Annotated in this window: 18 protein-coding genes and 1 pseudogene; 9 read left to right on the top strand and 10 right to left on the bottom strand. The window is 55.6% G+C overall.

Translation table 11 applies throughout. The annotated features are described in order from the left end of the window. Positions 1-30 precede the first annotated feature (30 nt). From Q0932_RS00095 to Q0932_RS00080, 4 genes are read left to right on the top strand one after another with little or no spacing between them, the layout of a single operon-like run. Entirely contained in the window at positions 31-1,281 is a 1,251-nt protein-coding gene (locus Q0932_RS00095) for an FAD-binding oxidoreductase (protein ID WP_299348201.1), read from the top strand. Positions 1,282-1,334: 53 nt separating this feature from the next. Beyond that, on the top strand, positions 1,335-2,225 hold the full coding sequence (gene dapA, locus Q0932_RS00090; RefSeq protein WP_299348199.1) for a 4-hydroxy-tetrahydrodipicolinate synthase: 891 nt from the start codon (positions 1,335-1,337) through the stop codon (positions 2,223-2,225). 55 nt (positions 2,226-2,280) lie between these two features. Continuing rightward, the gene (locus Q0932_RS00085) at positions 2,281-3,531 is read left to right on the top strand and encodes an FAD-binding oxidoreductase (RefSeq protein WP_299348198.1); all 1,251 of its coding nucleotides are present in this window, start codon (positions 2,281-2,283) and stop codon (positions 3,529-3,531) included. A gap of 11 nt (positions 3,532-3,542) precedes the next feature. Then, positions 3,543-4,553 (top strand): proline racemase family protein, encoded by a 1,011-nt coding sequence (locus Q0932_RS00080; RefSeq protein WP_299348196.1) that lies wholly within the window; start codon positions 3,543-3,545, stop codon positions 4,551-4,553. Positions 4,554-4,644: 91 nt separating this feature from the next. Here Q0932_RS00080 and Q0932_RS00075 read toward each other — a convergent pair whose 3' ends face one another. From Q0932_RS00075 to Q0932_RS00055, 5 genes are all read right to left on the bottom strand, one after another. Further along, a complete protein-coding gene (locus Q0932_RS00075) occupies positions 4,645-5,043 on the bottom strand; it encodes a VOC family protein (protein WP_299348194.1) in 399 nt (132 codons plus the stop codon). Continuing rightward, on the bottom strand, positions 5,040-5,690 hold the full coding sequence (locus Q0932_RS00070; RefSeq protein ID WP_299348191.1) for a GntR family transcriptional regulator: 651 nt from the start codon (positions 5,688-5,690) through the stop codon (positions 5,040-5,042). The genes Q0932_RS00075 and Q0932_RS00070 overlap by 4 nt, the downstream gene beginning before the upstream one ends. A gap of 26 nt (positions 5,691-5,716) precedes the next feature. Next, complete coding sequence (locus Q0932_RS00065) at positions 5,717-6,490, bottom strand: HpcH/HpaI aldolase/citrate lyase family protein (protein WP_299348188.1); 774 nt, start codon at positions 6,488-6,490, stop codon at positions 5,717-5,719. 63 nt (positions 6,491-6,553) lie between these two features. After that, positions 6,554-7,534 carry a 3,4-dihydroxyphenylacetate 2,3-dioxygenase gene (hpaD, locus tag Q0932_RS00060; RefSeq protein ID WP_299348185.1) on the bottom strand — a complete coding sequence of 327 codons (981 nt, stop codon included), beginning with the start codon at positions 7,532-7,534 and terminating at the stop codon, positions 6,554-6,556. 123 nt (positions 7,535-7,657) lie between these two features. Continuing rightward, positions 7,658-8,665 (bottom strand): AraC family transcriptional regulator, encoded by a 1,008-nt coding sequence (locus tag Q0932_RS00055; protein WP_299348182.1) that lies wholly within the window; start codon positions 8,663-8,665, stop codon positions 7,658-7,660. Positions 8,666-8,725: 60 nt separating this feature from the next. On the opposite strand from Q0932_RS00055, the gene Q0932_RS00050 reads away from it, so the two are divergent. Further along, positions 8,726-9,673: an SDR family oxidoreductase gene (locus Q0932_RS00050; protein WP_299348179.1), complete on the top strand. Its 948-nt coding sequence runs from the start codon at positions 8,726-8,728 to the stop codon at positions 9,671-9,673. A gap of 70 nt (positions 9,674-9,743) precedes the next feature. On the opposite strand, the gene Q0932_RS00045 is transcribed toward Q0932_RS00050, so the two are convergent. Both Q0932_RS00045 and Q0932_RS00040 read right to left on the bottom strand, forming a co-directional pair. Beyond that, a complete protein-coding gene (locus tag Q0932_RS00045) occupies positions 9,744-14,672 on the bottom strand; it encodes a Hint domain-containing protein (RefSeq protein WP_299348176.1) in 4,929 nt (1,642 codons plus the stop codon). Between the two features lie 598 nt (positions 14,673-15,270). After that, a complete protein-coding gene (locus Q0932_RS00040; RefSeq protein WP_299348173.1) occupies positions 15,271-16,167 on the bottom strand; it encodes a Dam family site-specific DNA-(adenine-N6)-methyltransferase in 897 nt (298 codons plus the stop codon). Positions 16,168-16,340: 173 nt separating this feature from the next. Here Q0932_RS00040 and Q0932_RS00035 point away from each other — a divergent pair, with 173 nt between their 5' ends. Together Q0932_RS00035 and Q0932_RS00030 are read left to right on the top strand one after the other, a co-directional pair. Then, on the top strand, positions 16,341-17,039 hold the full coding sequence (locus Q0932_RS00035; protein ID WP_299348170.1) for a CDP-alcohol phosphatidyltransferase family protein: 699 nt from the start codon (positions 16,341-16,343) through the stop codon (positions 17,037-17,039). A 119-nt stretch (positions 17,040-17,158) separates the two neighbouring features. After that, positions 17,159-17,989 carry an alkaline phosphatase family protein gene (locus Q0932_RS00030; protein WP_299348166.1) on the top strand — a complete coding sequence of 277 codons (831 nt, stop codon included), beginning with the start codon at positions 17,159-17,161 and terminating at the stop codon, positions 17,987-17,989. Positions 17,990-17,995: 6 nt separating this feature from the next. On the opposite strand, the gene Q0932_RS00025 is transcribed toward Q0932_RS00030, so the two are convergent. Genes Q0932_RS00025 through Q0932_RS00015 form a run of 3 tightly spaced genes read right to left on the bottom strand, consistent with a single transcriptional unit; the run spans position 17,996 to position 20,889 of the window. Next, positions 17,996-19,462 (bottom strand): hypothetical protein, encoded by a 1,467-nt coding sequence (locus tag Q0932_RS00025; protein WP_299348163.1) that lies wholly within the window; start codon positions 19,460-19,462, stop codon positions 17,996-17,998. Next, a complete protein-coding gene (locus tag Q0932_RS00020; RefSeq protein ID WP_299348160.1) occupies positions 19,459-19,836 on the bottom strand; it encodes a GtrA family protein in 378 nt (125 codons plus the stop codon). The genes Q0932_RS00025 and Q0932_RS00020 overlap by 4 nt, the downstream gene beginning before the upstream one ends. 42 nt (positions 19,837-19,878) lie before the next feature. Continuing rightward, positions 19,879-20,889, bottom strand: a complete 1,011-nt coding sequence (locus Q0932_RS00015; protein WP_299348157.1) for a glycosyltransferase family 2 protein — start codon at positions 20,887-20,889, stop codon at positions 19,879-19,881. Between the two features lie 374 nt (positions 20,890-21,263). Between Q0932_RS00015 and Q0932_RS20515 the strand changes: the two genes are divergently transcribed. After that, complete coding sequence (locus Q0932_RS20515) at positions 21,264-21,509, top strand: Arm DNA-binding domain-containing protein (RefSeq protein WP_366141369.1); 246 nt, start codon at positions 21,264-21,266, stop codon at positions 21,507-21,509. 2,021 nt (positions 21,510-23,530) lie between these two features. After that, positions 23,531-23,829: pseudogene (locus tag Q0932_RS00005) on the top strand (transposase); the annotation flags it as partial.

The following is a 23,829-nucleotide window of genomic DNA, read 5'->3' as shown; positions in this document are numbered from 1 at the left end:
CCTGAGTTTAGTAGAAGAAGAGACGACATCATGAAACCGACATCCAAAGACTCCTCTTGGGAAATGGATCTCCCCGGGTTTTCCGCAAAGCCAAAGCACGGCGCTTATGATGTCGTGATTATCGGCGGCGCCACCATGGGGGCCTGCACCGCATGGTTCCTTGCATCGAACCCTGACTTCAAAGGCAAAGTGCTGGTGGTCGAGCCCGATCCGACCTTCGCCAAGGCGCAGACTGGCGCGTCCAACAACTGCATGCGCCAGCAATTTGCCAACCCGATCAACGTCAAGATCGGCCAATATGCAGCAGAGTTCATTGGGGACTTCCGCAACAACCTGGGTGGTGACCCAGAGGTGCCGAACCTAGATATTCGCAACTTTGGGTATCTCTATCTGTCCGATAACGCCGAACTGACCAAGGTTCTGCACCGGGACCAGAGCGTGCAGGAAGACTGTGGCGCGGGCACCAAGATGGTGACATCCAAGGAAATCGCCGCGGCCTATCCGTTCTACAAACTCGATGACATCGAAGCGGGCAGCCTCAACACGGTTGATGAGGGCTATTACAACGCGCCCTTGATGGTTGAATGGCTGATTAAGAAATCGATCGCAAACGGTGTCGACTATGTTCAAAATACGGTCACGGCGATTGGTCGCGATGGCGACAAGGTGACCAGTGTGACCCTTGCTTCGGGCGAAACCATCGAGGCCGGCGCCATCGTCAATGCCTCGGGCACCCGGGCCGGGATTGTCGCCGACATGGCCGGCCTCAAACTCGATATTCAATCCAAGCGGCGCTATACTTTCATCTTCCGCGCCAAGGAACCACTTGACCGCGATCTGCCGTTGACGATCGACCCGACGGGTGTTCATTTCCGCCAGTTCGGTGATGATTACCTTGTCGGCTGCCCGCCGCTGGGTGAGGACGCAACGGTCGATGTCGATGATTTCTCAGCCGAGGAAACCATCTGGGAAGACAAGGTCCACCCAATCATCGCCAACCGCATTCCACAGTTCAAAGATGTCGAGATCATCGACTTTTGGATTGGACACTACGACTTCAACACCTTTGATTTCAACGTGGTGATTGGCCCGCATGACGAGGTGTCGAATTTTCACTTCACCAACGGTTCTTCGGGTCATGGCTCACAACAGGGCCCGGCCGTTGGGCGTGGCGTGGCCGAGCAGATCATCTATGGCGAGTTTCGCTCGATGGACCTGTCACCGTTCCTGTATGAGCGTTTTGCCAAGGGCGAGCGCGTTATTGAACGGGCTGTTATCTGACTGTTTTCCGGAAGCCCCGGTTTCCGTTTCCCTCCAACACTAGGATCATCAAAATGAGTTACAATGTGAAACTCTCCGGCGTCATGCCAGCTCTTGTTACGCCTTTTGATGCGAACGACAAGATCGACTTCAATGCATTTGAAAAGCTGTTGACCCATTTCCGTGAGGCTGGCGTGACCGGCTGGGTGCCAAACGGATCAACAGGTGAGTATTTCTCGCAATCAACCGAGGAGCGCCGCGCGGTTCTGGAGTTCGTCAAGGATTTTGCCAACGACGATGAAATCCTGATCGCTGGTACCAACGCCATGGCAACCCGCGAAGTGATCGAACAGAGCGCCATCGCCAAGGAGATTGGTTATGACAACGTGCTGCTGGCGCCGCCAGTTTACACCCGGCCCACGCAGGACGAGTTGATAAAGCACTACGAAACCGTTCTGGATGCGGTTGATGTGAACCTGGTGCTCTACAGCTATCCGGCCAAGGATGGTGCGGACATTTCTTTCGAATTGATGGACCATTTCGCCGACAACCCACGTGTGATCGGGATTAAGGAAAGCTCGGGCGTGTTGCAACGCGCGGTCGATATCTCCACCCGATACGAGGGCAAAATCCAGCTGATTTCCGGCTCGGATGACATCGCCTTGGATTTCATGTTCTGGGGCGCGGAAAGCTGGATTTGCGGACCATCAAATTTCCTGGCCAAGGCTTGTTGTGATCTGGATCGGGCTTACAAAGCCGGGGAATTGGTCAAGGCCAAGGACATCATGACCAAGCTCTACCGGGCAATGAACATCCTTGAATCAGGCAAGTTCGTGCAGAAGATTAAGTATGGCTGTGAGTTGCAGGGCCTGCCGGTGGGCGAATGCCGGGCGCCGCTTGGTCCGCTGACCGATGCCGAAAAAGCCGACCTGAAAGACGCGATGGCCCCGATCCTGGCCATGTAACCTATGAGGCCGGGGCTTTGACTGTCTCCGGCTTCCTTGCCGTAAGGGGCGAACTGTGAGCGCATCGTCTCCCACATCCACTGTTGTGATCGGTGCCGGAGCAATAGGGGCCGCTATCGCCCATGAGCTGCAAAAGCGTGGGCGTTCAGTGACGTTGATCGACCGTGATGCCCCTGGATCAGGGGCGTCTTTTGGCAACATGGCCTCGATTGCAGTGACCGAGTTTATGCCTGTTGCGCGCCCATCAACATGGAAGCAGATTCCCGGCTGGATGATGGACCCCGAAGGACCAATCCGGGTCAGCCCGCGTTACATGCCCCGCTTGGTTCCTTGGTTTGCACGATTTCTGGCTGCCAGCCGCCCATCGGTCGTGCGCCGATTGGAAACCGCGGGCGCAGCGCTTTGCGACCGCGCGCTAGCCGACACGAAGGCCTTGATGAATGAAATCGGTATTGGTGAACAACTCTCAAAGACAGGCTGCTTGTCGCTTTACGCCAACGAAGTCGAGTTCCAAGCCGACCGGGAACGCATCGACATGCTGGATCGGTTCGGATTTGACTACGACGTGTTGGACACCGCCGCCATCCGTAGGCTTGAGCCGGAAATCACCAAGGACATCACCAAGGCGGTTTTGCTGCCTGACAACCGCACCCTAGCCGATCCAGAGCAGTTCGTGTTGCGTCTGGTTGACCGGTTTTTAGCTCTGGGCGGAAGTGTTCGCCGGGCCAATGTAACCGGGTTCTCCCGTTCTGATCGAATCTCCGTGGTTCGACTAAACAATGATGAGGTACTTCAGGCCGACGATGTGGTCCTGTGCGCCGGGGCTTACACGGCACGGCTCTCCCAACAGCTGGACGAACCCATGCCGCTTGAAACTGAACGCGGCTATCATACTCAGATTGCGGCACCTGGTATCTCGTTGGCCCATTCGATCATTTGGCCAGCTAAGGCATTCATGGTCAGCCCCACGGCGGGCGGCATTCGCGTGGGTGGCACAGTTGAAATGGCAGGCTTGGACGCCACCCCGGATTACCGGCGCGCCAAGATCACAGTGCGCCGCGCCTTAGAGGCATTGCCAAATCTGAAAGTCGCAGATTCCTCCGAATGGATGGGACACCGCCCTGCTTTCCCTGACACCATCCCTGTCATGTCAGCCTCAGCCAAAACACCTGGTGTGTTTTATGCTACCGGACACGGCCATCTGGGTCTGACCTATGCCGCGACCTGCGCCCATCTGATGGGGGATCTTATCATTGGTGGCGAACCAGCTGTCGACATGAAACCCTATCGTGTTGACCGATTTTGAGGAGTTGAACGATGCGCTGGAAACGCACCTTGCAAACCGTTGACGTGCATTGCGCCGGCGAGATCGGCCGGGTCATCACCGGTGGGGTGCTCGATATCCCAGGTGATACGATGGCGGCCAAGCTGGCTCATATCAACGAGGTGGACGACAGCCTGCGCCGCTGGCTTTGCTCCGAACCACGCGGCGCTGCAAACCATTCGTTCGTGCTGATCCCACCAGCCTGTCATCCAGACGCCGACTTTGGCATGATCGTGCTGCAGACCGATCAGGCTCACGCCATGTCAGGCTCAAACTCAATGTGTGCCGTCACCGCAATTCTGGAAACCGGCATGATGGAAATGGTCGAGCCGGAAACAGTGGTCACCCTTGATACGGCCTCGGGCCTCGTACGCGCCTGCGCGACCTGCAAGGACGGTAAGGTCACCAGCGTTAGCCTGGATATGCCTCCATCCTTTGTGGCACTCTCGGGTGGCACGATCGAAACGATCGATTGGGGAGAAGTGACCTATGATCTGTGCTATGGCGGTGTGTTTTATGCGTTGGTGGATGTCGATCAGATTGACCTGAAAATCGCTCCGGAAAATGCCCGTGAACTGGCGGATAAGGGTGTCGTGCTGCGCGACTTGATTGCCGCTCAAACCGACATCACGCATCCAGAGATCCCGCAGGTGCATGGGCTGGCCTATGTTATGTTCCGATCCCGTGACGATGATGGTGCAATGCGCCATTGCACGACGCTCAAGCCAGCACGCGCCGATCGCTCTCCTTGCGGTACTGGCACCAACTCGACCGTCGCAGTCTTACATGCGCAAGGTGAACTCCGTCCCGGAGACACGCTTATCACCCGCTCGATCATCGGCGGTGAGTTTAAGGCCGAACTGTTGGGAGAGGCTCAAGTTGGGGACCATCAGGGCAGCCGCGTTCGCGTTTCAGGTCAATGTTGGATTTACGGTGTTTCGCAAATTGGTCTGGACCCAAGCGACCCATTCCCAAGCGGGTTTATCCTATCGGATACTTGGTGAGCGTAGTCGCGAAAGGCCATTTTCGATGCTTCATTAGCATAAAAAGCATCACAGATTTGGTGAAAAGCGTTCAAAGACGCGCTTTGCGAATTCAAGCGATGATCGGCGCGGCGACCCACCAAAGGTTGCAGCAGGGGTCTGTCAGCCCGGCCATGCGATCCCCGTGAGGTCTGTCGTTGGGCTGCATGATCGAGGTTGCGCCAAGCGCCAATGCGGTGGCGTGTGTGGTGTCTACGTCGTCGACATAGAGGTGCATCTGGGACGTGTTGGGCGGATAATCTGACGAGCTTTGGTTCAGCATCAGCACCGAGTCTCCCATTTGCAGGCGAGCATGTTGCACGTGCCCGTCCTCATAGCGGTTTTCCCTGATGATGCGCGCATTGAATGCCTGCGTCAGAAAAGCGATTAGAAGATCTGCGTCCTTCACCGTGAAGTAGGGGGTGATGCTGTGAAGCTGGGTTGTGCCCATCCCGGGGACTTTGGGCGTCAACTCAACACCGCCAGCAAATCCATTGCCGTGACCTGATCGAACTGCACGTGGCGGGCCATGCGCTGTTCGGCGGCCTCGGCGTCGCGGGCGGTGATCAGCGTGGCGATCTCGCGATGGTCTTTGGCGCTGTCGGCGATGGCGCCGACATATTGATAGCGGGCGCGGTAGTAGGCCATGAGCTTGCGGGCGTTTGTCTTGATCATTTCGAGCAAGAACGGATTTCCGGCGGCGATGGCGATGATGCGGTGAAAGTCGAGGTTCAGCTGGTAATAGCCGTCGGGGTCGGCGTCGCCCTTGGTGGCGGCGTGGTGTTCGCAGGCTACGACGATGCGTTCCAGTTCCTTGGCGTGATCGGTCGAAAGGCGGCGCGCCGCGAGGCCTGCGGCCTGACCTTCGAGCTTGGCGTGGACTTCGAGGATGGCGAGGAACTCTTCCAGCGAAGGTTTGAAGACCACAGCACCCTTGCGGGGTTGGCGGGTGATAAGGCCAGCGGTTTCCAGTTGGATCATGGCCTCGCGCAAGGGCGTGCGCGAGACGCCGAGGCGGGTGGCCAGCGCAGTTTCGTCAATCCCGTCGCCGGGATTGAGCGTGCCGCTTTCGATGTCGCCAAGGATGGCGTCGATGATGGTGTCGGTCTGGCCTGCCATGCGCTCTTTATCCGCCGGAGTGGAAACTAGAGCAAGCCCTTGGCGTCGGTGGCGAGTTGGCGGATGGCCTTGGCGAAGATCACTGTGTCGATCCCTACGGCGACGAATGTTGCGCCCATGTCGAGGTATTTCTGAGCTGACCCGAGGTCCTGCACGAGGATGCCCGCGGCTTTGTCGCTGGCGGCGATCTTTTTGATCGTGGCGGCGATGGTCTCTTGCACTTCAGGTGCACCGGCGTTGCCGGGGTAGCCCATGTCGGCGGAGAGGTCAGCGGGGCCAATAAATACGCCGTCGACACCGTCCACGGTCAGCATCTCTTCGAGATTACTCAACGCGGCGCGGCTCTCGGCCTGAACCAGAAGGCAGACTTGATCGTTGGCGGTCTGCACATAGTCGGCCATCTTGCCAAAATGCGAGACACGCCCGCCGCTGGCGCCCATGCCGCGAATGCCCAAGGGCGGGTAGCGCATGGCGCTGGCCATGTCCCGCGCCTGATCCGCGGTGTCGACCATGGGGACAAGGATTGTCTGGGCGCCGGCATCCAGCGCCTGTTTGACCATCCATGCTTCGCCAAAGGGTATGCGCACCACGCCGTGGGCCGAGGCGGGTTCCACCACCATCAACTGATCGCGCAAAGAGCGCAGGTCGTTCGGGGCATGTTCACCATCCAGCACCAGCCAGTCGAAATCGGCGGTTGCAATCATTTCGGTCACAGCAGCTTCGCCGTTTGAGACCCAGAGGCCGATTTGAGGCTGCTTCGCGGCGAGGGCGGCTTTGAATGAGTTGTGGGGTGCGGGCATGGGGGTGTCTTTCGTCTGTTTTCCGGCGCATCAAATCGCCGGACCGGGCGTTTGTCCAGAGGGTCAGGGGGCGATGATCGGTTGCGACTTGAGATCGCTGTCGCGGGTTTTGGCCCCTTCAAAGGTTGAGCCGTGTTCAAACCAGCTGCGGGGTGCGGCGGCCCCCCAGAGGGTTTGGCGCTGCGGGTCTTTGAGATCCCACTTGATCGGTTCAAGGTCTGGGTCGACGGTCTGGTAGTCCGAGCAGTAAATCTCAATCCGGTGGCCGTCGGGGTCGAGGACATAGAGGAAGAAGGCGTTAGAGATGCCGTGGCGACCGGGGCCGCGTTCGATGTTGTCGACCCAACCGGTGGTGGCCATGAGATCAAGCAGGTCGATGATGTTCAAAGGCGTCGGCACCCAAAAGGCGGTGTGGTGCAAGCGGGGGCCATGTCCATTGGTGAAGGCCACATCGTGCACGCCGCCCTTGCGGTGCATCCATGCTGCCCAGACCCGGCCAGTTTCTGCGTCTTCGGTGTACTCGGTCGCGCGAAAGCCCATGCTGTTATAAAAGGCGACGCTGGCGTCGACGTCCGCCGAAAACATGTTGAAATGGTCGATGCGCAGGGGTTTGACGCCGTTGTAGCGTTTGTATTCCTGATGGATCGGCGCGAGGCGGTCCATCTTGACGTAGAACTCGAGCGGAATGCCCCAAGGGTCGCGGGTGCGCAGGGTGCGACCCATATGGGGACGGTCTACCCATTCAACTGGCAGATCGCGGGCTGCAAACCACTCCGCCGCCTTGTCGAGGTCCGGCTCATCAAAAAGTTTAAAGCCCAGCACGCCCACTTCGGCGGTCTCTGCCTGAACCAGTACAATACAATGGTGTCCGCGCTCTTCCATCGCGCGCAGATAGATGTGGCTGTCATCCTCGAAAGTGACCTGCAAACCCAGCGTGTCGACATAAAAGGCCCGGCTGCGCGCAAGGTCGGTCACGCGATACTCCACATGGCTGAGCCGCACGATGTTGAAGTCGGGATAAAGGTTCGGGGCTGGGACTGGCATTGTCGCACTCCTCTGTTTCGCGCTTTAATTAGATAACATGTTAATCATTTTGTGTAACTTAAGCAAGCGTTCAAAAAAGGGTCATGTGCGAGACCCCTATACAAAGCTCACAAACTCCGGCCTTCAAAGTCGCGCCCGCTCGGCAAGAAATTGTTGCGCATCGAACCATTGCCGGGGGGATTTGCCATACATACGTTTGAACTCGCGGCTGAACTGAGAGGTGCTGACATATCCAACGTCCATTGCGGCCTGGGTCACTGTCAAGCCGCTGGCGATTTTCATTGCCGCCTTGTTGAGGCGCATGGATTTCACAAACTGGATTGGTGACATGGTGGTTGCCTCTTTGAACCTGCGGTGAAAAACAGCACGACTCATGCCGACTTGGGCTGCCATTTCGTCAATAGAGATCGTTTCATCGAGCCGGGAGGACAGAAGGTCGATCGTGCGGGCGATATCGTTACTGGTACCAAAGGCGCGTCGCGCGGCGAGACCTGCTTCGCCCTTGAGGATTGCATAGTGCAACTCTTTCAGCCTGCCCCTGCCAAGAACGGCGGCATCGGTGGCATTTTCGCTTACCTGCAACAGTCTCAGGAGGGCGTCGGTAAAATCATCGCTCCATCGGGCTAAAGACAACGCTTGCGGGCGCCGACCAACTCTGGGCTGTCGCGCTATACCGGCATCAATGTCCATTTCGATGGCGAGTTCGGTTATCGCGCGCGTATCGAGCGAGATATATACACCCAGCAAGGGGTTATCGGGAGAAGCCTTGGGCGTGCCAGCCTCGACTGGCATGGACATTGGACAACACAAGTACTTTTGGCTGTCATACTTGTATCGCTGCCCGTCCAAGAGCGCCTCTTTCGTACCGCTAACGATGGCGATAACGCAGGGGTCATAGACTGCCGGCGCGCAGCGTACGGGCTCCGTCATCCGGAAAATCTGAATACCGCTGATACCGGTTTCGATCATGCCATCGTTGTGCATCCTGCTTTCGATAAGGTGCAGGATTTGTTGTTTGCTCATGCCGAGTTCCAGAGATAATGAATGCAATTTGTACTCTATTGATATGAATAGGCAAGTATTTGCCAGAAATTCATCTGTTTTGTGGTGGCTTTGAGAGATATTTGTCATTTCAAGTTGGCCGCCAAGAGCACCGAATGATGCAGGTAGGCGGAGTAAAGGAGCATAGAATTGGTACGCGAAACACTTGGGCAGCAAGGTTGGACGCCTGCACGACTTGGCTCGTTGAAGGGCAAAACTTATGTCATCACCGGAACCACTGCAGGGGCAGGATTTGAAGCCAGTCGTATCCTTTTATCAAAAGGGGCAAGGGTCGTGATGCTGAACCGTAATGCCGACAAATCGGCGGCGGCTATTAACCTGCTGACAAAAGAGTTTGGCGCCGGCGCGGATGTGAGTTTTGTATTGATGGATCTTGCCGTGCTGGCGAGCGTCCGAGAGGCAGCGGCAGAGGTGCTGAAAACGGTGCCGCGTATTGACGGGCTCATCTGCAATGCTGCCATTGCGCAGGTGCCGAAACAGGTGCTTACAGTTGACGGATTTGAAAGCCAGCTAGGGACCAATCACTACGGCCATTTTGTTTTGTGCGGTGCGCTTTTTAATCGCATCGAGGAAACGCAGGGCAGGATCGTTGTCGTCGCGAGCCTGGGCTACAAAATGGGGCTGAAGACGATACAGTTCGAGGATATGAACTGGGACGCGAATTACCACCAGAACCGCACCTATTGCCATAGCAAGCTGGCGCAGATGATGTTTGCCTATGAATTGCAGGACCGGGTTAAAGCGGCCGGTAAAAACGTTGAGGTTTATGTCTGCCATCCCGGTGCCTCCAGGACGTCGCTGGTCAAGACGAGTGGCAACCTGATTACGCGCGTCATGTTCTGGTTCATGGCCAAATTGCCGATCGCACAGTCAGCTGAAAAGGGGGCCTACCCTGAGGTCATGTGCGCGACTGAGAATGCATTGGAGCAAAGGGCCATTTATGGCCCGACCGGGCGCATGGAAATGGTTGGACCGGTTGGGAAGGGAACTCTGGAACCGTATGCCCATGATAAGATGGTCATGCAGAAGTTGTGGGAGCGGTCGGAAAAGGACACGGGGTTTAGCTGGAGCCTTTAAGCATCCGGCGTTCCCGCCAACAAAAAGGGCGGCCCAATGGACCGCCCTTTTGTATTAATCGATGTGGACTTTAGCCCAGAAGCTTCGCCTCGTGCGCTTTCAGCGTCAGGCGGGCCGAGGTGTAGTTGTCGAGGCCCTTGTGATCCTGCAACTCGGGGAACAGGTCATAGATTTCCGAGCGTTGCGCGTCATCCATGCTGCCCATCGAGAAGGCGCCGGGCTGGAAGCTTTCGCTCCATGTGCCGTTGGCCAGCACGACCTCGTGGTTGTCACAGAGGAAGTGGACGTACTCAACACCACCAACCTGCACCTGATGCACACCATCCAAGTGGGTCATGTGCTTGGCCGCCGTCAGGACTTCGCTTTCTGCAAACAAAAGCTGTGCCTGATGGCTGACCATCAGCATGCGGTGGTTGGGCGAGACCATCATGTCGCGCTCTGGCAGGTTCGGTCCCAGCGAGCCTTTGCGGATCATCACCGGACGCAGATTTGGACGCTGAAGCAAGTTGCGGCCTGACAGGGCCTTGCTGCCTACCCAACGGATGGTCTGCAGGCCGTTGTCGCGGGTCACAACCTGATCACCTGCCTTGAGCTGTTCCACCGGAACTTCGCCCGACGTGGTCAGGATCACAGTGCCGGGGGTGAAGCAGACGATATTCTCGATCTGGCCAAAGGTGATCGTGCCAGCGGGATCGCCGTTCGAATCGAGCAGCGTGATCGTGCCGCTTTCACTCTTGCCAGTGACCGGATCAAAGGTCGGGTCGCCCGCGTCGTAGTTTACGACGTAAGACCCACCCGGCGGGATTGAGCCGTCCAGATTGATCGTGTCAAAGTCATCGCCACCTTCGCCACCTATAACAGTGTCGCCACCGCCAAGGTTCTGGAAAGTGTCCTGGTCATTGTTACCAAAGGCCAGGTCGATGTCGCCATCGTCACCACCAAGCTCGATGGTATCGTCACCCGCGCCACCAACGACCAGATCGCTGCCATCGCCGCCATCCAGGAAGTCATCGCCGGTATTGCCGTAAAGACCATCATTGCCGGTGCCGCCGGTGATCGAGTCGTCGCCGTCGCCGCCGTCCAGAACATCCGAGTCGGCGCCACCATCAATAGTGTCGTTGTCGTCGCCACCCGAGATCTGGTCGAAACCATCACCGCCTTCGAGGCTGTCGTTGCCCCCTTCGCCACGGATAATGTCGTTGTCGTCGCCGCCATCGACCACGTCGTCACCATCGCCTGCAATGATATCATCATCGCCTGCCAGACCCTCGATGGTGTCATTGCCGTCGAAACCCAAGATCGTGTCGTCGCCTGGGCCAACGACATCTCCATCCGGATCGCCGGCGTAGAACTCGTCAATCAGGTCAGGTCCAGGGGTGCCTTCGACAACGCCGGGGCCGCTGGTGGGTTCAAACACATCTGAAGCAGAGGTTGCGAGAACCGTGGGGACATCGTCGCCAGACGTCAGAGACTGCAGGAACTCTTCCGGGTTCGGAAGGTCTTCGACGTAGATGACATTCTCGACATTCTCAAAGGTCGAAGATCCAATCGTAATCAACGTCGTCAGATCAAAGTAGGTGATCGTGCCGCTTTCGCTGGTAACGCCATCCCAGGTCGGATCGCTCTCATCATATTCGATGATCGCGTTGCCGTTGATGACCAGCGTGTCGTAGTCGTCACCACCTTCGCCGCCGTCCACATGGTCGCCCACGCCAACTTCGACAAAGACGTCGCGATCATCGCCACCGCTCATGTCATCGGCGTCAGCGCCGCCAACAAGGATGTCGTCGCCCGAGCCACCGACGAGGGTATCTTCGCCTTCGCCACCGAACAAGAGGTCAGCTGCGCCGCCAGCGGTGTTGCCTTCGTCCGTGGTGCCGTCGCCATAGATCTCGTCGTCACCTTCGCCGCCAGCAACAACATCGCTGCCGTCGCCACCAATTACGCTGTCCGCGCCGTCGCCGCCGTAGACAAAGTCGCTGTCCGTACCGGCGTCGACGGTGTCGCTGCCTTCGCCACCACCAAGGATGTCACGACCGGCGTCACCGCTGATGTCGTCGTCGCCGATACCACCAAGGACAAGGTCGGTGTCGTCGCCGCCGGACAGGGTGTCGTCGCCGTGGTCGCCAGAAATGATATCAACGCCCGAGCCGCCATCGACACTGTCGTCGTCGATACCCGCATCGATCCAGTCATTGCCGGTGCCACCAAAGATGGTGTCATCGTCGTCCTGACCAAAGATGGTGTCGTTACCGGCGCCACCGTCGATCAGGTCGCGGCCATTGTCAGGCTCGGGATCGGGTCCAAAGGTATCGTCGTCATCTTTGATGTTCAACGAGTCAGGGAAGATGGGGTCGAGACCGCCATAGATCAGGTCGTCGTCGTCGCCGCCGTCGATGGTGTCTGAACCTTCGCCACCAATGATGGTGTCGTCGCCTTCACCGCCGTCGATATCATCGGCGTCAACGCCGCCATCGATCTCATCGTTGCCGGTGCCGCCCAGAATTGTGTCGGCATCATCACCGGTCGAGATGGTGTCATTGCCAGCGCCGCCGTCGACATAATCGCGGTCATCATCGGGATCACTGTCCGCTGCAATTGGCGGGACAGGACCGTAACCCGGGAAACCGAGGTCGGGCAGTTGATCCGCAAGATCGCCCGTTCCCGACTCGATGAGATCATTGCCTTCGCCGCCTTCAATCGAGTCAGAGCCGTCGCCACCTTCAATGGTGTCGTCTCCGCCTTCGCCGTAGATCGAGTCATCGCCATCACCGCCAACCAGCGAGTCACCTGCGCCGTCATCGGTGTCGGTCACAATTGTTGTCACGTCAAAGGTGATGTCCGTCACGGTGACGCCGGAATTGTTTCCGCCGTCCTGTTCGTGCTGAACTTCCCAACGGGAAACCGGGCCAGGAATGGTCACAAGGACCGAATGCTCGGGGTTGTCGTTATCGGTATAGTCGTTGTCGATGCTGGTAGCGGTTTCCGCTCCGGCAACGCCATCGGCATCCGAAAGTGCAAGGCCAGAACCCGCGTCAGTAAGCACGACTTCGATTGGGTTGTCGTTCTCGTCCCATGCACGCACAACAACCCGGCCATCGCCGTCGATGTCGTTGATGCGGAATTCAACATTCTCGATGGGAGTGTCAGATGCCCAAGCGTAAGTCGCTGAATTTGCATCATCATTCAGAACGGACACCAAGGAAGAGTTGGCGCCAACTTCGGCGTCAAGCTCGCTTACGTCCTGCGTGGAGGTGTCGTATTCGGTGTCAACGCCAGAGCTTTGGCTCACGGTTGAGAACGTGATATTGGCGCTGCCAGTGTCTTGGGTAAAGCCCGACACATCCTGACCATCGGCAAAGTCGGTTTCCTCTGACCACTCAAAGATCTCATGAGAGGTTGTCGGGATGCCGTCGCCGCTGCCGCCATAGATGATGTCATCACCGTCTTGACCTTCGACAGTGTCAGATCCGTCTTGGCCATAGATGGTGTCATCACCCTCTTCGCCAAAGATCAAGTCGTCGCCTTCGCCGCCGAGGATCAGATCCCCTTCGTCCAACCCATCAAGAGACACAACCGGCGTGTCATAGAAGACGTCGGTGATATTGACGTTGCTATTATCGCCACCATCATTTTCGTGAATGATCTGGATGGTCGCGACTGGTCCGGCAATTTCAACCAGGATGGAGTTGTCGTCCTCGGTGTTTGAGCCAGAATTGCCTGTTGCGCGCGCTGTATCGTCTCCTGCAACGCTATCTGTATCTTCCAGATCAAGGTCGGTGTTGCCGCTTGCGGTCAATGTGACCGGAATTGCATTCCCGTCCGCGTCAAACGCCAGAATGGTGACCACAGAGTCGTGGTCGATGTCGTTCACACGGAAGTCGACGTTCGAAACTGCACTAGAAAACTCAAGCTGAACAACGTCTTTGTCACCGTCATCATCTGTCCGCGATTCCAATGAGCTAGAGGAATCAATGGTTTCGGATCCGTCGTCAATTCCGCCGACGTTCTGTGTGTCGTCTTCGAAACGAGGTTTCCCGTGATCGTATTCAAGGACAGTATATGTGACCTCGACGGAGCCTGTATCCTGAGTCTGACCGCTGGTCGGATCATCCCCATCTGAAACCGTTGAACCACCTTCGGTCAGTTCGCTCCAATTGAAGCTTTCGCGTGTTCCGCCAGCTTCCTGGTCGCCGTAACCACCATAGATCGTATCGTCACCGGTTCCGCCGTCGATGGTATCGCTGCCGCCCTCACCATAGATCAGGTCTTCGCCGCCTTCGCCAAAGATCACGTCGTCACCGAAATCACCTGGGCCCGAGGGCGCATCGCTGGTGTATGTCAGGTTGTCGATCGCTCCCGAGCTTTTCATCTCAACGACCATTTTGCTGACACCCGTCATGTCATAGTCTTGGATGATCTGGGAATTGTCGTCGCCACCGTAAGTTTTGACTTCGCCGATTTTGTCGCCGTTGGCGTCGTAAAACTTAACCTTTACATAGTCTTCGTCGATGTCGAGGAAGGTCAGCTGGTTCACGTCGACCGGATCGTCGAAATTGAAAACCATCTTGCCGCCATCAGAATTGTCATCCGGATCCGAGCTGTCGCCGTCTTCTGACAGGATCAAAACTCCGCCCAGATTGTTTGTGGCCAGATCTGTGTCGCCGCCAGTCGGGTTCGACGTGTCAAAGATCATCGTCGGCGTGCCGGAGTGGTAGGATTCGATCGAAACGCCAGCATACTGATCAGACACCAGAGTGCCCGCAGCGAGGTCGTTGAAGTCGATTACTTTGGTCGAAGAGCCCGACCCAGAGGCCCCGCTGTCACCATGAATGGTATCGTTACCGTCTCCAGCTTCGATGGAATCATCTCCACCAAGGCCAAAAACAACATCATTTCCGCTTGTTACGGAATCACCATCACCATCGGTGTATCCGCCGTTGATGGTATCGTCGTTCTCAGTGCCCGCGACAACACCAGGACCACTAAGATCAGCCATAGTAACCTCTTCTCAAGCGCGTGCCGCATTCGGCGCACCCGCAAAACCGACGGACAAGGTGTCCGCAGCTCGCAATTCGTACGATTGCACCACGCAGATGCATCAAATTTTTGGTTGGCCGCCCCGAGCCACATGTCGCCCCCCAGTTAGGCGTGACCTAAACATGCTTCAATCGCGCCTTTAACAAAACCCAAAGATGCCACATTTCGCCTTTTTTTGTACTTAATGATCTACTTTTGATCTGTCCAAGAGAGATCTCGATCAATCTGAATCGTGGCATTGTTTCCGAATTTGGAAAAAAGAAGAGGAGTAACCATCTGGATTTAAGTGAAGAAATTTGGTTGAAGGGTTGCTTCACCTGTTTACAAGTGGTGAGCGGGCGACTTTTAAGTCGTGCAACGTTTCCAATCCGGAACCATTAATCCTTGACCTTACGTCAGCCTTCTGTGGCAACAATAATCCCGAGGTTATTGCTATTCGGGAAACAGTCATGCCGAGAACCGATAAATGTCCCCAGCTTCGGAACAAATTGATTCGTGCGTATGGCATGTATGTCTTAATCTGCCGTCCAAATCGGTCAAATGTGACGGGAATGTGGCTAATACGTCAGCATCAAACGGTCGCGTACAACCTCGGTTTCGAGGGTTTGACCATCCATCTGAAACCGCTTCAGCATCGACCGTCCGATATTGACGAAATGCTCACTTTCGAAAAGATTTTTCGGGTAAGGAATGTCGCAATAGGTGTTCCCTGACTTTTTTGTGCCGTCAATGCTAAGTGCGACATAGACACCGCGGTTTTTGGCCTCGGCTATGGCCTGCATCAGATGCTCTAACCGGAAGCGCTGAGCGCCATAGAGAATGCTTTGAGAATGGGCATAAGGCGGGTCGCAATAAACCAGATCACCGGCCTGAGCCTGATCAAATGCCTGAAGATAGTCGAGGCATTCAAACCGGGTGCCCGCGACGCGGGGCTTCCACATTTCGACCCGCCGCGCGAATTTCTCGGGCTTGATGACAGGGTGGCTGCCCATTGGAGTCGACATCAGGCCGTCTTTTTTGCGAAACCGCACAACCCCGCCATAGCAAGCACGGCTCAGATACAAGAGGTCGGCGCCATTTGGATTGGCGTTGTAGGTGGCTTTGATCTGCTCGTAGCGCTCTAGTGGGTCGCCTTTTTGAACCCACTCCCAGCGTGTTGCGTACCAGTCTTTTAGTTCGTCCGGGGTGTCGGCCAGACATTGCCAGATGTCCATCAACGGACGGAAAACGTCCGAGGCCACGGCCCGCGCAGGTGCAAGGTTTGCCAGCACGCCGGCGGATCCCAGGAACGGTTCAAAATAAGTGCCATAAGTGCGCGGGAAATGCGAAATGATCTGATCTGCATAACGCTGCTTGTTGCCAACCCATTTGATGAGCTGGGTTTTAAACGGTGTTATGGTGCCGGTTTCGCTGTCGCGCAGATCTTTCAGGTCTGAAAACAGCGAAGGTTGCATCAGGCATTTCTCATGTCATTTGACGTTCGGACCAGCATCGCGTCCCGCATCATTGGCTGCAAGGGAAAACGTCTGTTGCCGAGGTTAGGCAATGCTCTGGTTCGCCACGAACTTGTCCTCGTGACATCGCCCGATCCTGTGCTAAGCAAGCGGTATAACGACAGGACAGACAGATGGCGATCCAGCTTTCGCTTCGGGAAATCGTAAAAGACCTCAAAGATCAGCACGTGCTTGAGGAATGGCGGGGTGAATGGGCTATTGCGTTTCTGTTCCGCGTACCAAGCCAGCTGTTTGTGTGGGTATTCCTGCGGCTTGGTTGGACACCGTTGATGGTTACAGGGCTGGGATTTGTCTTGTCACTCATTATGCCTGCACTTGCGGTTTGGCTCCCATTGACCTTGGCGGTTTGGTCCGTTGTCATTCTGGGCGCGCTGTTTCAAATTCTGGATTGCGCAGACGGGACATTGGCCCGCGCCACTGGGCGGTCTTCCGTGTTTGGGGCCGATATGGATTACCTCGTCGGTATGTTCCACTATATCTGTATCTATGCGTCGGTTGGGTTGATTGCCGACAGGTATCTTGAAACCGGAACGTTCTGGGCGCTGATGGGCGTGGTTGCTGTCGCGGGTCGCTTGCTTGCGCGTCTGGTACGAGAGCAGATCAAAAAGCGCATTGGCGAAGGCCCGCCCGGTCCTTTCAGAATGTCTGATCTGCCCGGTGCCTTTGTCTCGGGGCTGTCTGGCTTGATCCCTTTTGGCGTCTTGGCGGGGTCATATACCAGCTGGGTGATTGTGGCACTGCTCGTGTATTCCGTGATGGATATCGTCGACGCCTTTGTACCCATGCGCCATTCCCCTTACCGAGACCTTTAGCGCGCGGATTGGTCACCGTCATGAGTTTGTCAAACGCGACATTTGCACGCCGCGTCTGGGCCAGATTTACGCGTTCGTGATCCGGCATCTTCAGACAACAGCTTAATCAGGGCAGGGTTATGAACAAAAAAGTCATTCTCGTTATCATGGACGGCAGCGGATATGACGCGGCCACGTCGCAATGCGGATATCTGGAAGGGGCCGTCGAACTGGGGCAGGCCCGTCGTTGGAAAATGATCACCGCGACCCCCAGCCTGTCGGGGCCGATGTACGAAAGCATCCATACCGGCCTGTGGCCGCATGAGCATGGCATCGTGTCGAACGAAGGCATGCGCGCATCGACCAGCGCCAACATCTTTTCGGTGGCCCGCGCGGCCGGAAAGACCACGGCGGCCGTGGCGCAAGAGTACTTTCACAAGCTTTATGTCGACCGTCCGTGGGATCGGTTGCGATCGGTCGAACACAGTGACCCGGACACGGATATTCAACACGCCCGGTTTTATTCGATGGAGGGCTATGGCCCGGTCAATGCGATGGCGCCAGCTGAGATCGACCTCTGTGCGCAGGTGACCATTCTGGCCGAGACGCATCAGCCCGACTATCTTTTGTTGCACAGCTGTGCCGCCGACACATTGGGTCATACCTTTGGCGGAGACAGCGCCGAATATCGTTGGCAGGTCTGGATGATCGACAACGCCTTGTCCCGTGCGATCCCCACGTGGCGCGATCTGGGGTATGAGGTGATTGTGACCGCAGATCATGGGATGAACGCTGAAAAACATCACGGCGGCATGGAAAAGATCATGCGCGAGGTGCCGTTCTATTACTTCGGTGAGGCCGAGAGCTTGCCGGAAGACGGCAAGGAACTCAGCCAGCTCGGGATTGCCGCGACGGTGCTGAGACGGCTCGAGGTTACGCCAGCGGACACGATGCGTCCGGCGCTGTTCTGACCCGACTTAGCAGCCCGGGCGGTGGTAGATTTCAAAGTCGCCGACCTGCCCGACCTGTTGATAGTCGCGCCAAGCCTCAAGAAAAGCGTCATCCTCGCTGAAAAAGTCGATGTAGTCGAAGTCAATGTCGCCGAAATAGAATTTTTCCTTGCTTACGTCGACCAACACCAGTTGCGGCCGGGCCCGGAAAAAATCGGCCAGAACTGTGTCTTTTGCATAGGCCAAAATCTCTTCATACTTAGAGCGAGCGTCGTCGGTGGCCTGGCTGAGATTGTATGTCGCCCCTGGTATTAACCAAAGGGTCGGCGCGCGGTTCGACGGCGTTGCCTGCGCATAGTTGGCCAACGGATAGCCCGAGGAAACCACCGAGCTAAAGGCCTGAAAGCTTCGTTCTCCAGGCGCACAAGCAAAGTGGCGTTCGACCTTTTGGGCAAAGCTGATGTCGTAAGGCCCGCTTGCGATTGCTGGCACCAAAATCGACAGAGATCCCAGTACCGCAAGGGCGGCGGGCATCCAGTGTTGTCGCGTCCGCGCCAAAGAAGTGCCAACCCAGACCAGCGCCAGAACGGTGTAAACGTCTGCAGGGACACGGTGATAGCTCCACCCCTTGGCCTGGATGAAAAACACAAGAATCCCGCCAAGGGCGGTCAGCACCGCCACCAGCGCTGCACGGCGATCAGGATGGACCAGTCCGGCCATGATCAGAGGCCAGAGGAACAAGAACAGCACCGGGGCAGCCTTGCCCAAGAGGATGTCAATCGGCAGGCTCGAAGTGCCATAGACCGCGAGTGTCAGCGGAATGATCTTGTCGAAATAGGCCGGGTGCACAACCCAGGATGCGCCGACATAGCCGATCAGCAAGGCTGCTGGCAGCAAGGTTTCGATGCGCAGGATCGGACGCCAACTGCGTTCAGCGATCAGGCGGTAGATCAACAGCAAGAGCGGCATCAAAACAAAATAGTGTTTCAGCGCAACACCCAATGTCGCCCAGAGGCTGATCCAGCCACGCTGGCGGCGGGTGCGCTGGGTGCTGCTCATCGACATGGCGACAAAGGGCAAATAGAAAATTGCAAAAAGATGCTCGCGTTCAGCGAAGTCTTTCATTGGAACCCAGACCAGAGCGGCGGCGGCTGCAGCCAGCCAAATGCGGCGCGTCAGATCGGGAATGCTGGCATCACCGCGCAGAATATGACCTGCCATCCAGATCGACGCAACGATCAAGGCCAACGTGTAAATCTGAAAACTTGTGGTTGCCGAGATGCCGAGCGTTTTTGCGGCCCAAACCGGCGGAGCCGCCAGATAGAACGACCAGGGTGGGTTCAGTTCAAGGATCTCTTCATAGATCGGCAGCCCGTCGAGCCACCATCCGGTCGAAATCAAGTACCAACTGGTGTCGTGGTTCAGCATCGTGCCGCTCAGCATGATGGCCCCGGCAACAAGGATTGCCAGCGGTGCAATCAGATCTTTTGTCATGTGCGGAATACGAAGAACTTCATCATCACGAATGAGCACGCGGGCACGATCAGAAACACCATAAAGAAAGACAACACAGGCGTGTGGTTGTGCAGCATCATCGGTACAATCAGCGAAATTGTGACTCCAACGCCGGTGGCGGCAAAGAAGCGTGTGACCTCTTGGTGCACAGCGCCGTCGCTCACAAAGGTCACGCGGCGATGTGCCGTGTAACCAAAGATTGCCGACAGCAAATAGGCTAGAAATGAGGCGCTGATTGTGTCCAGCCCAAGCAAGCTGTTCAAGCCAGTTGCCAGCACGAAATACATCACCGAACACGTAACACCGACGCCGGCAAAGCGTATGATTTGTCCGAAAGGTGCGAAACTGCTCATGATGAACCGTCCGTTTGTTATGATTGAACCTAAGGTAGCAACTTAGCCGTGTGCTTGATAGGGCGTGCGAAACACGTGACGAGTTTCGGGACGCTGGTCAGGCAAACGTACAACATCCGTCAGGCCGATGCTTTCTGACACAAAGTACAAAGGCCGCTGTTTGGCCTCGGTATAAATGCGGCCGACGAACAGCCCAATCACGCCAGAAATCAGTAGGTTCATGCCCGACAGGAAAGACAAGATCACGATGGTCGAGGCCCAGCCATCCACGAGACGGTCTGTGAACAGCGCGAGCGAGAAAATGTAGGCGCCATAGAGCATCGCGCCAAGCGACACCAATGCCCCCAGCCATAAGGCCATGCGCAGCGGGGCATCTGAAAAGCTGATGACACCATCCATCGCCAGGCGCAGCATCTTTTTCAGGGGATACTTGGTTTCCCCTGCCTGACGCTCTGGACGATCGAATTGAACCAGGCATTGGCGGAATCCTACCCAGGCGAACATGCCACGCAGAAAGCGGTCGCGCTCGGGCATGGCGCGAATGGCCCGAACCACGCGGGCGTCCACAAGGCGGAAGTCGCCAACATCGCGCGGAATATCAACCGACGAGAGTTTGGCCAGCATGCGATAGTAGAGGTTCGCCGACATTTTCTTAAACATGGTCTCGCCATCGCGGCGGCGGCGCTGGGCGTGGACGATTTCATAGCCTTCTTGCCACTTGGCAATCAGATCATGCGCCACTTCTGGCGGATCCTGCAGGTCAGCATCCATGATAATCACCGCATCACCCGAGGCTTCGTTCAGGCCTGCGGTCACGGCGATCTGGTGGCCGAAATTGCGCGACAGACGGATTATCTTGAAACGTCCGTCCTGACGGGCGCGTTCCGCAACAAGTGCGGCGCTGTTGTCGCGGCTGCCGTCATCAATAAAGACCACTTCGGCGGCGCCATCAAGATCGGCCATAAAGCCGTCCAGACGGTCCATCAACAGAGGCAGAACCTCTTCTTCATTCATGAATGGAATGACCAGACTGTATTTTGTCGTTGCGTTCATGTTCCCACCTACTTTTTTCGCATTTCCTGTTGCGGATGTTCTTGCCTAGACCCGAATTCACTGGACCGAATGGCCCGATTTCAGATGATGATCGCGGGGCAGTGAGGCGAAATTAAGACCAGGGAATGACTAGACAGGGGAGATTAAGGGCAAACAAACAGACAATTTGCGCTGTTTGTAGCGCGTTTCATTGTGGGTAATTTGAGGGTAAGATTGTGCTATCAGCACAGCATTGAACTACTATATCAGGTAGTCTCAGGCTGTGTCGTATTTTTTGAAAAATGCGCAATTTTTAAGGATATTCCCTTTTCAATCTGTTTCAATATGTCTTGTCTGATATCATATATTGAGGGTAGATAACTGGGGAATAAGAATTGAATACATTGGACAAGCGTACCCATGCCACAATCAAGAATTCTGCTTTTGGAAAGTATTCAGATGGTGGCGGTTTATGGCTCCTCAATCGTGATGATGGCGGAACGCAGTGGGTACTCCGAGTATCGGTTTGTGGACGTAGACGCGAGAAGGGCTTTGGTGGACATGATCCAATCGTAAAGCGTGGTGTATCTCTCAAAGTGGCCCGTGAGGAAGCAATCCAATGGCAAGCGCTGGCACGGTAGGGCCGAGCACCTATCAAAGAATGGGAACGCCTCCGACGAGAAGAGTGGAAATCAAACCACACATTGTGAACGATTCCCGAAGAAGCATTCGGAGCGGGCAAGGCCTAATTGAAAGGTAATAGTCAGTCGGACGCTGGTTTTCTTCTCTTGAGCAGCTTGTTTTGCCTAAGCCGGGAAGGTGCCTTTCAAGGATATCGACCAAAGAGCCATTGCTGACAACTCGGCACCGATTTGGCATACGAACGCCGATCCACTACACAAAGTCATGAACCCGTTGGTTATTGTTCGGAAGCATGCTGCGGCCATGGATGTGGATCTGCAGGCAGCTCAATAGGCGAAGGCATTGCTAAGAAAGTCTCGTCACCAGATCCAGCACATTCCAGTGTCGCTGTGGAGAGAGGTACCGCCTTCAATCAAAGCCTGAACGAAGGAACGATCACGTAACTTGCGCTGTGCTTGTTGATTTTAACGGCCTCCGCTCCAAACCGATCCGATTCTGTTGACTGGAACAAGTCTTGGGCGGCGTTTGGACTATTGCTGCTGAGAAAATGAAATCGCGCATAGATACCGTCAACGAGTTTCGAAGTGAGCACCTCCGCAAGCCGTGCGGTCGAAGCGGGCTCTAATCTACTCGACAACTTGGGGAGGAAGAACTGCATATACCGTTCCAATCGATGCTGGAGCTGGCGCTGTGTCCTCAATTGTCGAAGCCTCTTAAGAGGCGATGATCGCTTCGTAACATGAAGTCAAAATCAACGCTACACATTCTGACATTTGGTCAACCTACTTTAAGATATCTGCAATCTACGGACTGCATACATGCTCTGCAGTTGCCGACCGCGAATTGTTAGAGCAAGAAAGGGAAATACTCCATGCAATGAAGAGAATAATAGTTCTACTGACCGAAATTTGTCTCCCAAGATTGAAATTTGGAGCGCTACAATTAGCCCTAACAATCGCATATACGACGAACAGCGTACGAAAAGGCTTCAGTTTCTACTCCGGCTCTGAGTCCTCCACTTGTTAAAGTCCCTGTAGGATAGCTGATCGAAACCGGAGATCGGAAGATTTGGGAAGTAGAGTTTTAGCCCACTCCAAACATGCGCGCAAAAGAGTTAAGATAAATATAAGTCGGGCTTTCCTCAGGTGGTGCGCACGGCGAACGTCTTGACACCAAACCAATAACAATCCTTTGGCAACCGTTGAATCACAAAAAGTGGGTTAGCTTTGAGGCTGGATTTAGCCAGTTTCGTGTACTTCGGTCTGCATCGCCGATCGAACAAGACACGTCCTTTTTGGGCGGGCTGGGAAACTGCACATGTTGGAGCCAGCGGCCGAGTGTAAGACTACGTCACGTGCCAAAGGGGGAAAGTCGTGAAAGTCGAAAATGACGGGAAAGTACATTTTTCCCAAACTAATGGTGGCACTGATTACTGAACTTCCAGTGGCCCATATCTGAACCCTGAAGTACAGGAAGCTCCAACCAATTCTGAAGCAATTACCCTCGTCGGGAGAAACGCTTCGACTAGTCGAGTACAGTTTAGCCATGCTGTTAAAAGTCCAATCATGGTCATCGTATCGATGAGCAACCATGACGCACCTGTAACTTACTCTTTCAACTTTCCATTCCGAGTTTTAAGTTCAGGAGTTAAGTTTTGGGGAGATGGGGATTTCGAAACTTCTGGTTCATCGCTGAGTCGCTACGAAGCGCACGCAGTCATTCCGTTTCAGGGTATGTCTCGAAAATTATGTGGAGCACACCGGAACCTGAGGGCTAGCACGGATTTACGATTGGGGTGCCAAACTAGGACACCAATTACGCTTTTTCGTAGGCTCGACATTGCTCGCTTTGCCTGTCGCAGCGTTCAATTCACACCGGTCTTCCCGCAAACTTTTGCCCCAAAACTCTGCAAGTGTTGCTGAGGGGGGATAGGAAACGTCCAATGTTTGCACTATTTGCATTAATGAGCCTCCCCATCTGAATGGGTCCACCGTTAAGGTTAGGAAACGGAGGACTAAGAATGGCAAACAAGCGACTGAAGCCGGAAGAGATTGTCTCAAAGTTACGACAGGTTGAAGTTCTGACGGGGCAAGGAATGCCGCGTCTGGATGCGATCCGACAGATTGGAGTTGTTGAACAAACCTATTACCGCTGGCGCAAGCAATACGGCGGAATGGGTGTAGATCAACTGAAAGAACTGAAACGCCTCCAAAAAGAAAATGATCGGCTGAGGCGTGCGGTGTCTGACCTGACGCTCGACAAACTCATCTTGAAGGAAGCCGCACGGGGAAACTTCTGAGCCCCGCTCGTCGCCGTGCT

The organism is uncultured Shimia sp. (genome assembly GCF_947498095.1).
Taxonomy (GTDB): Bacteria; Pseudomonadota; Alphaproteobacteria; order Rhodobacterales; family Rhodobacteraceae; genus Shimia.
The sequence above is the reverse complement of the archived record's forward strand: the minus strand, read 5'-3'. Positions and strand labels throughout refer to the sequence as shown.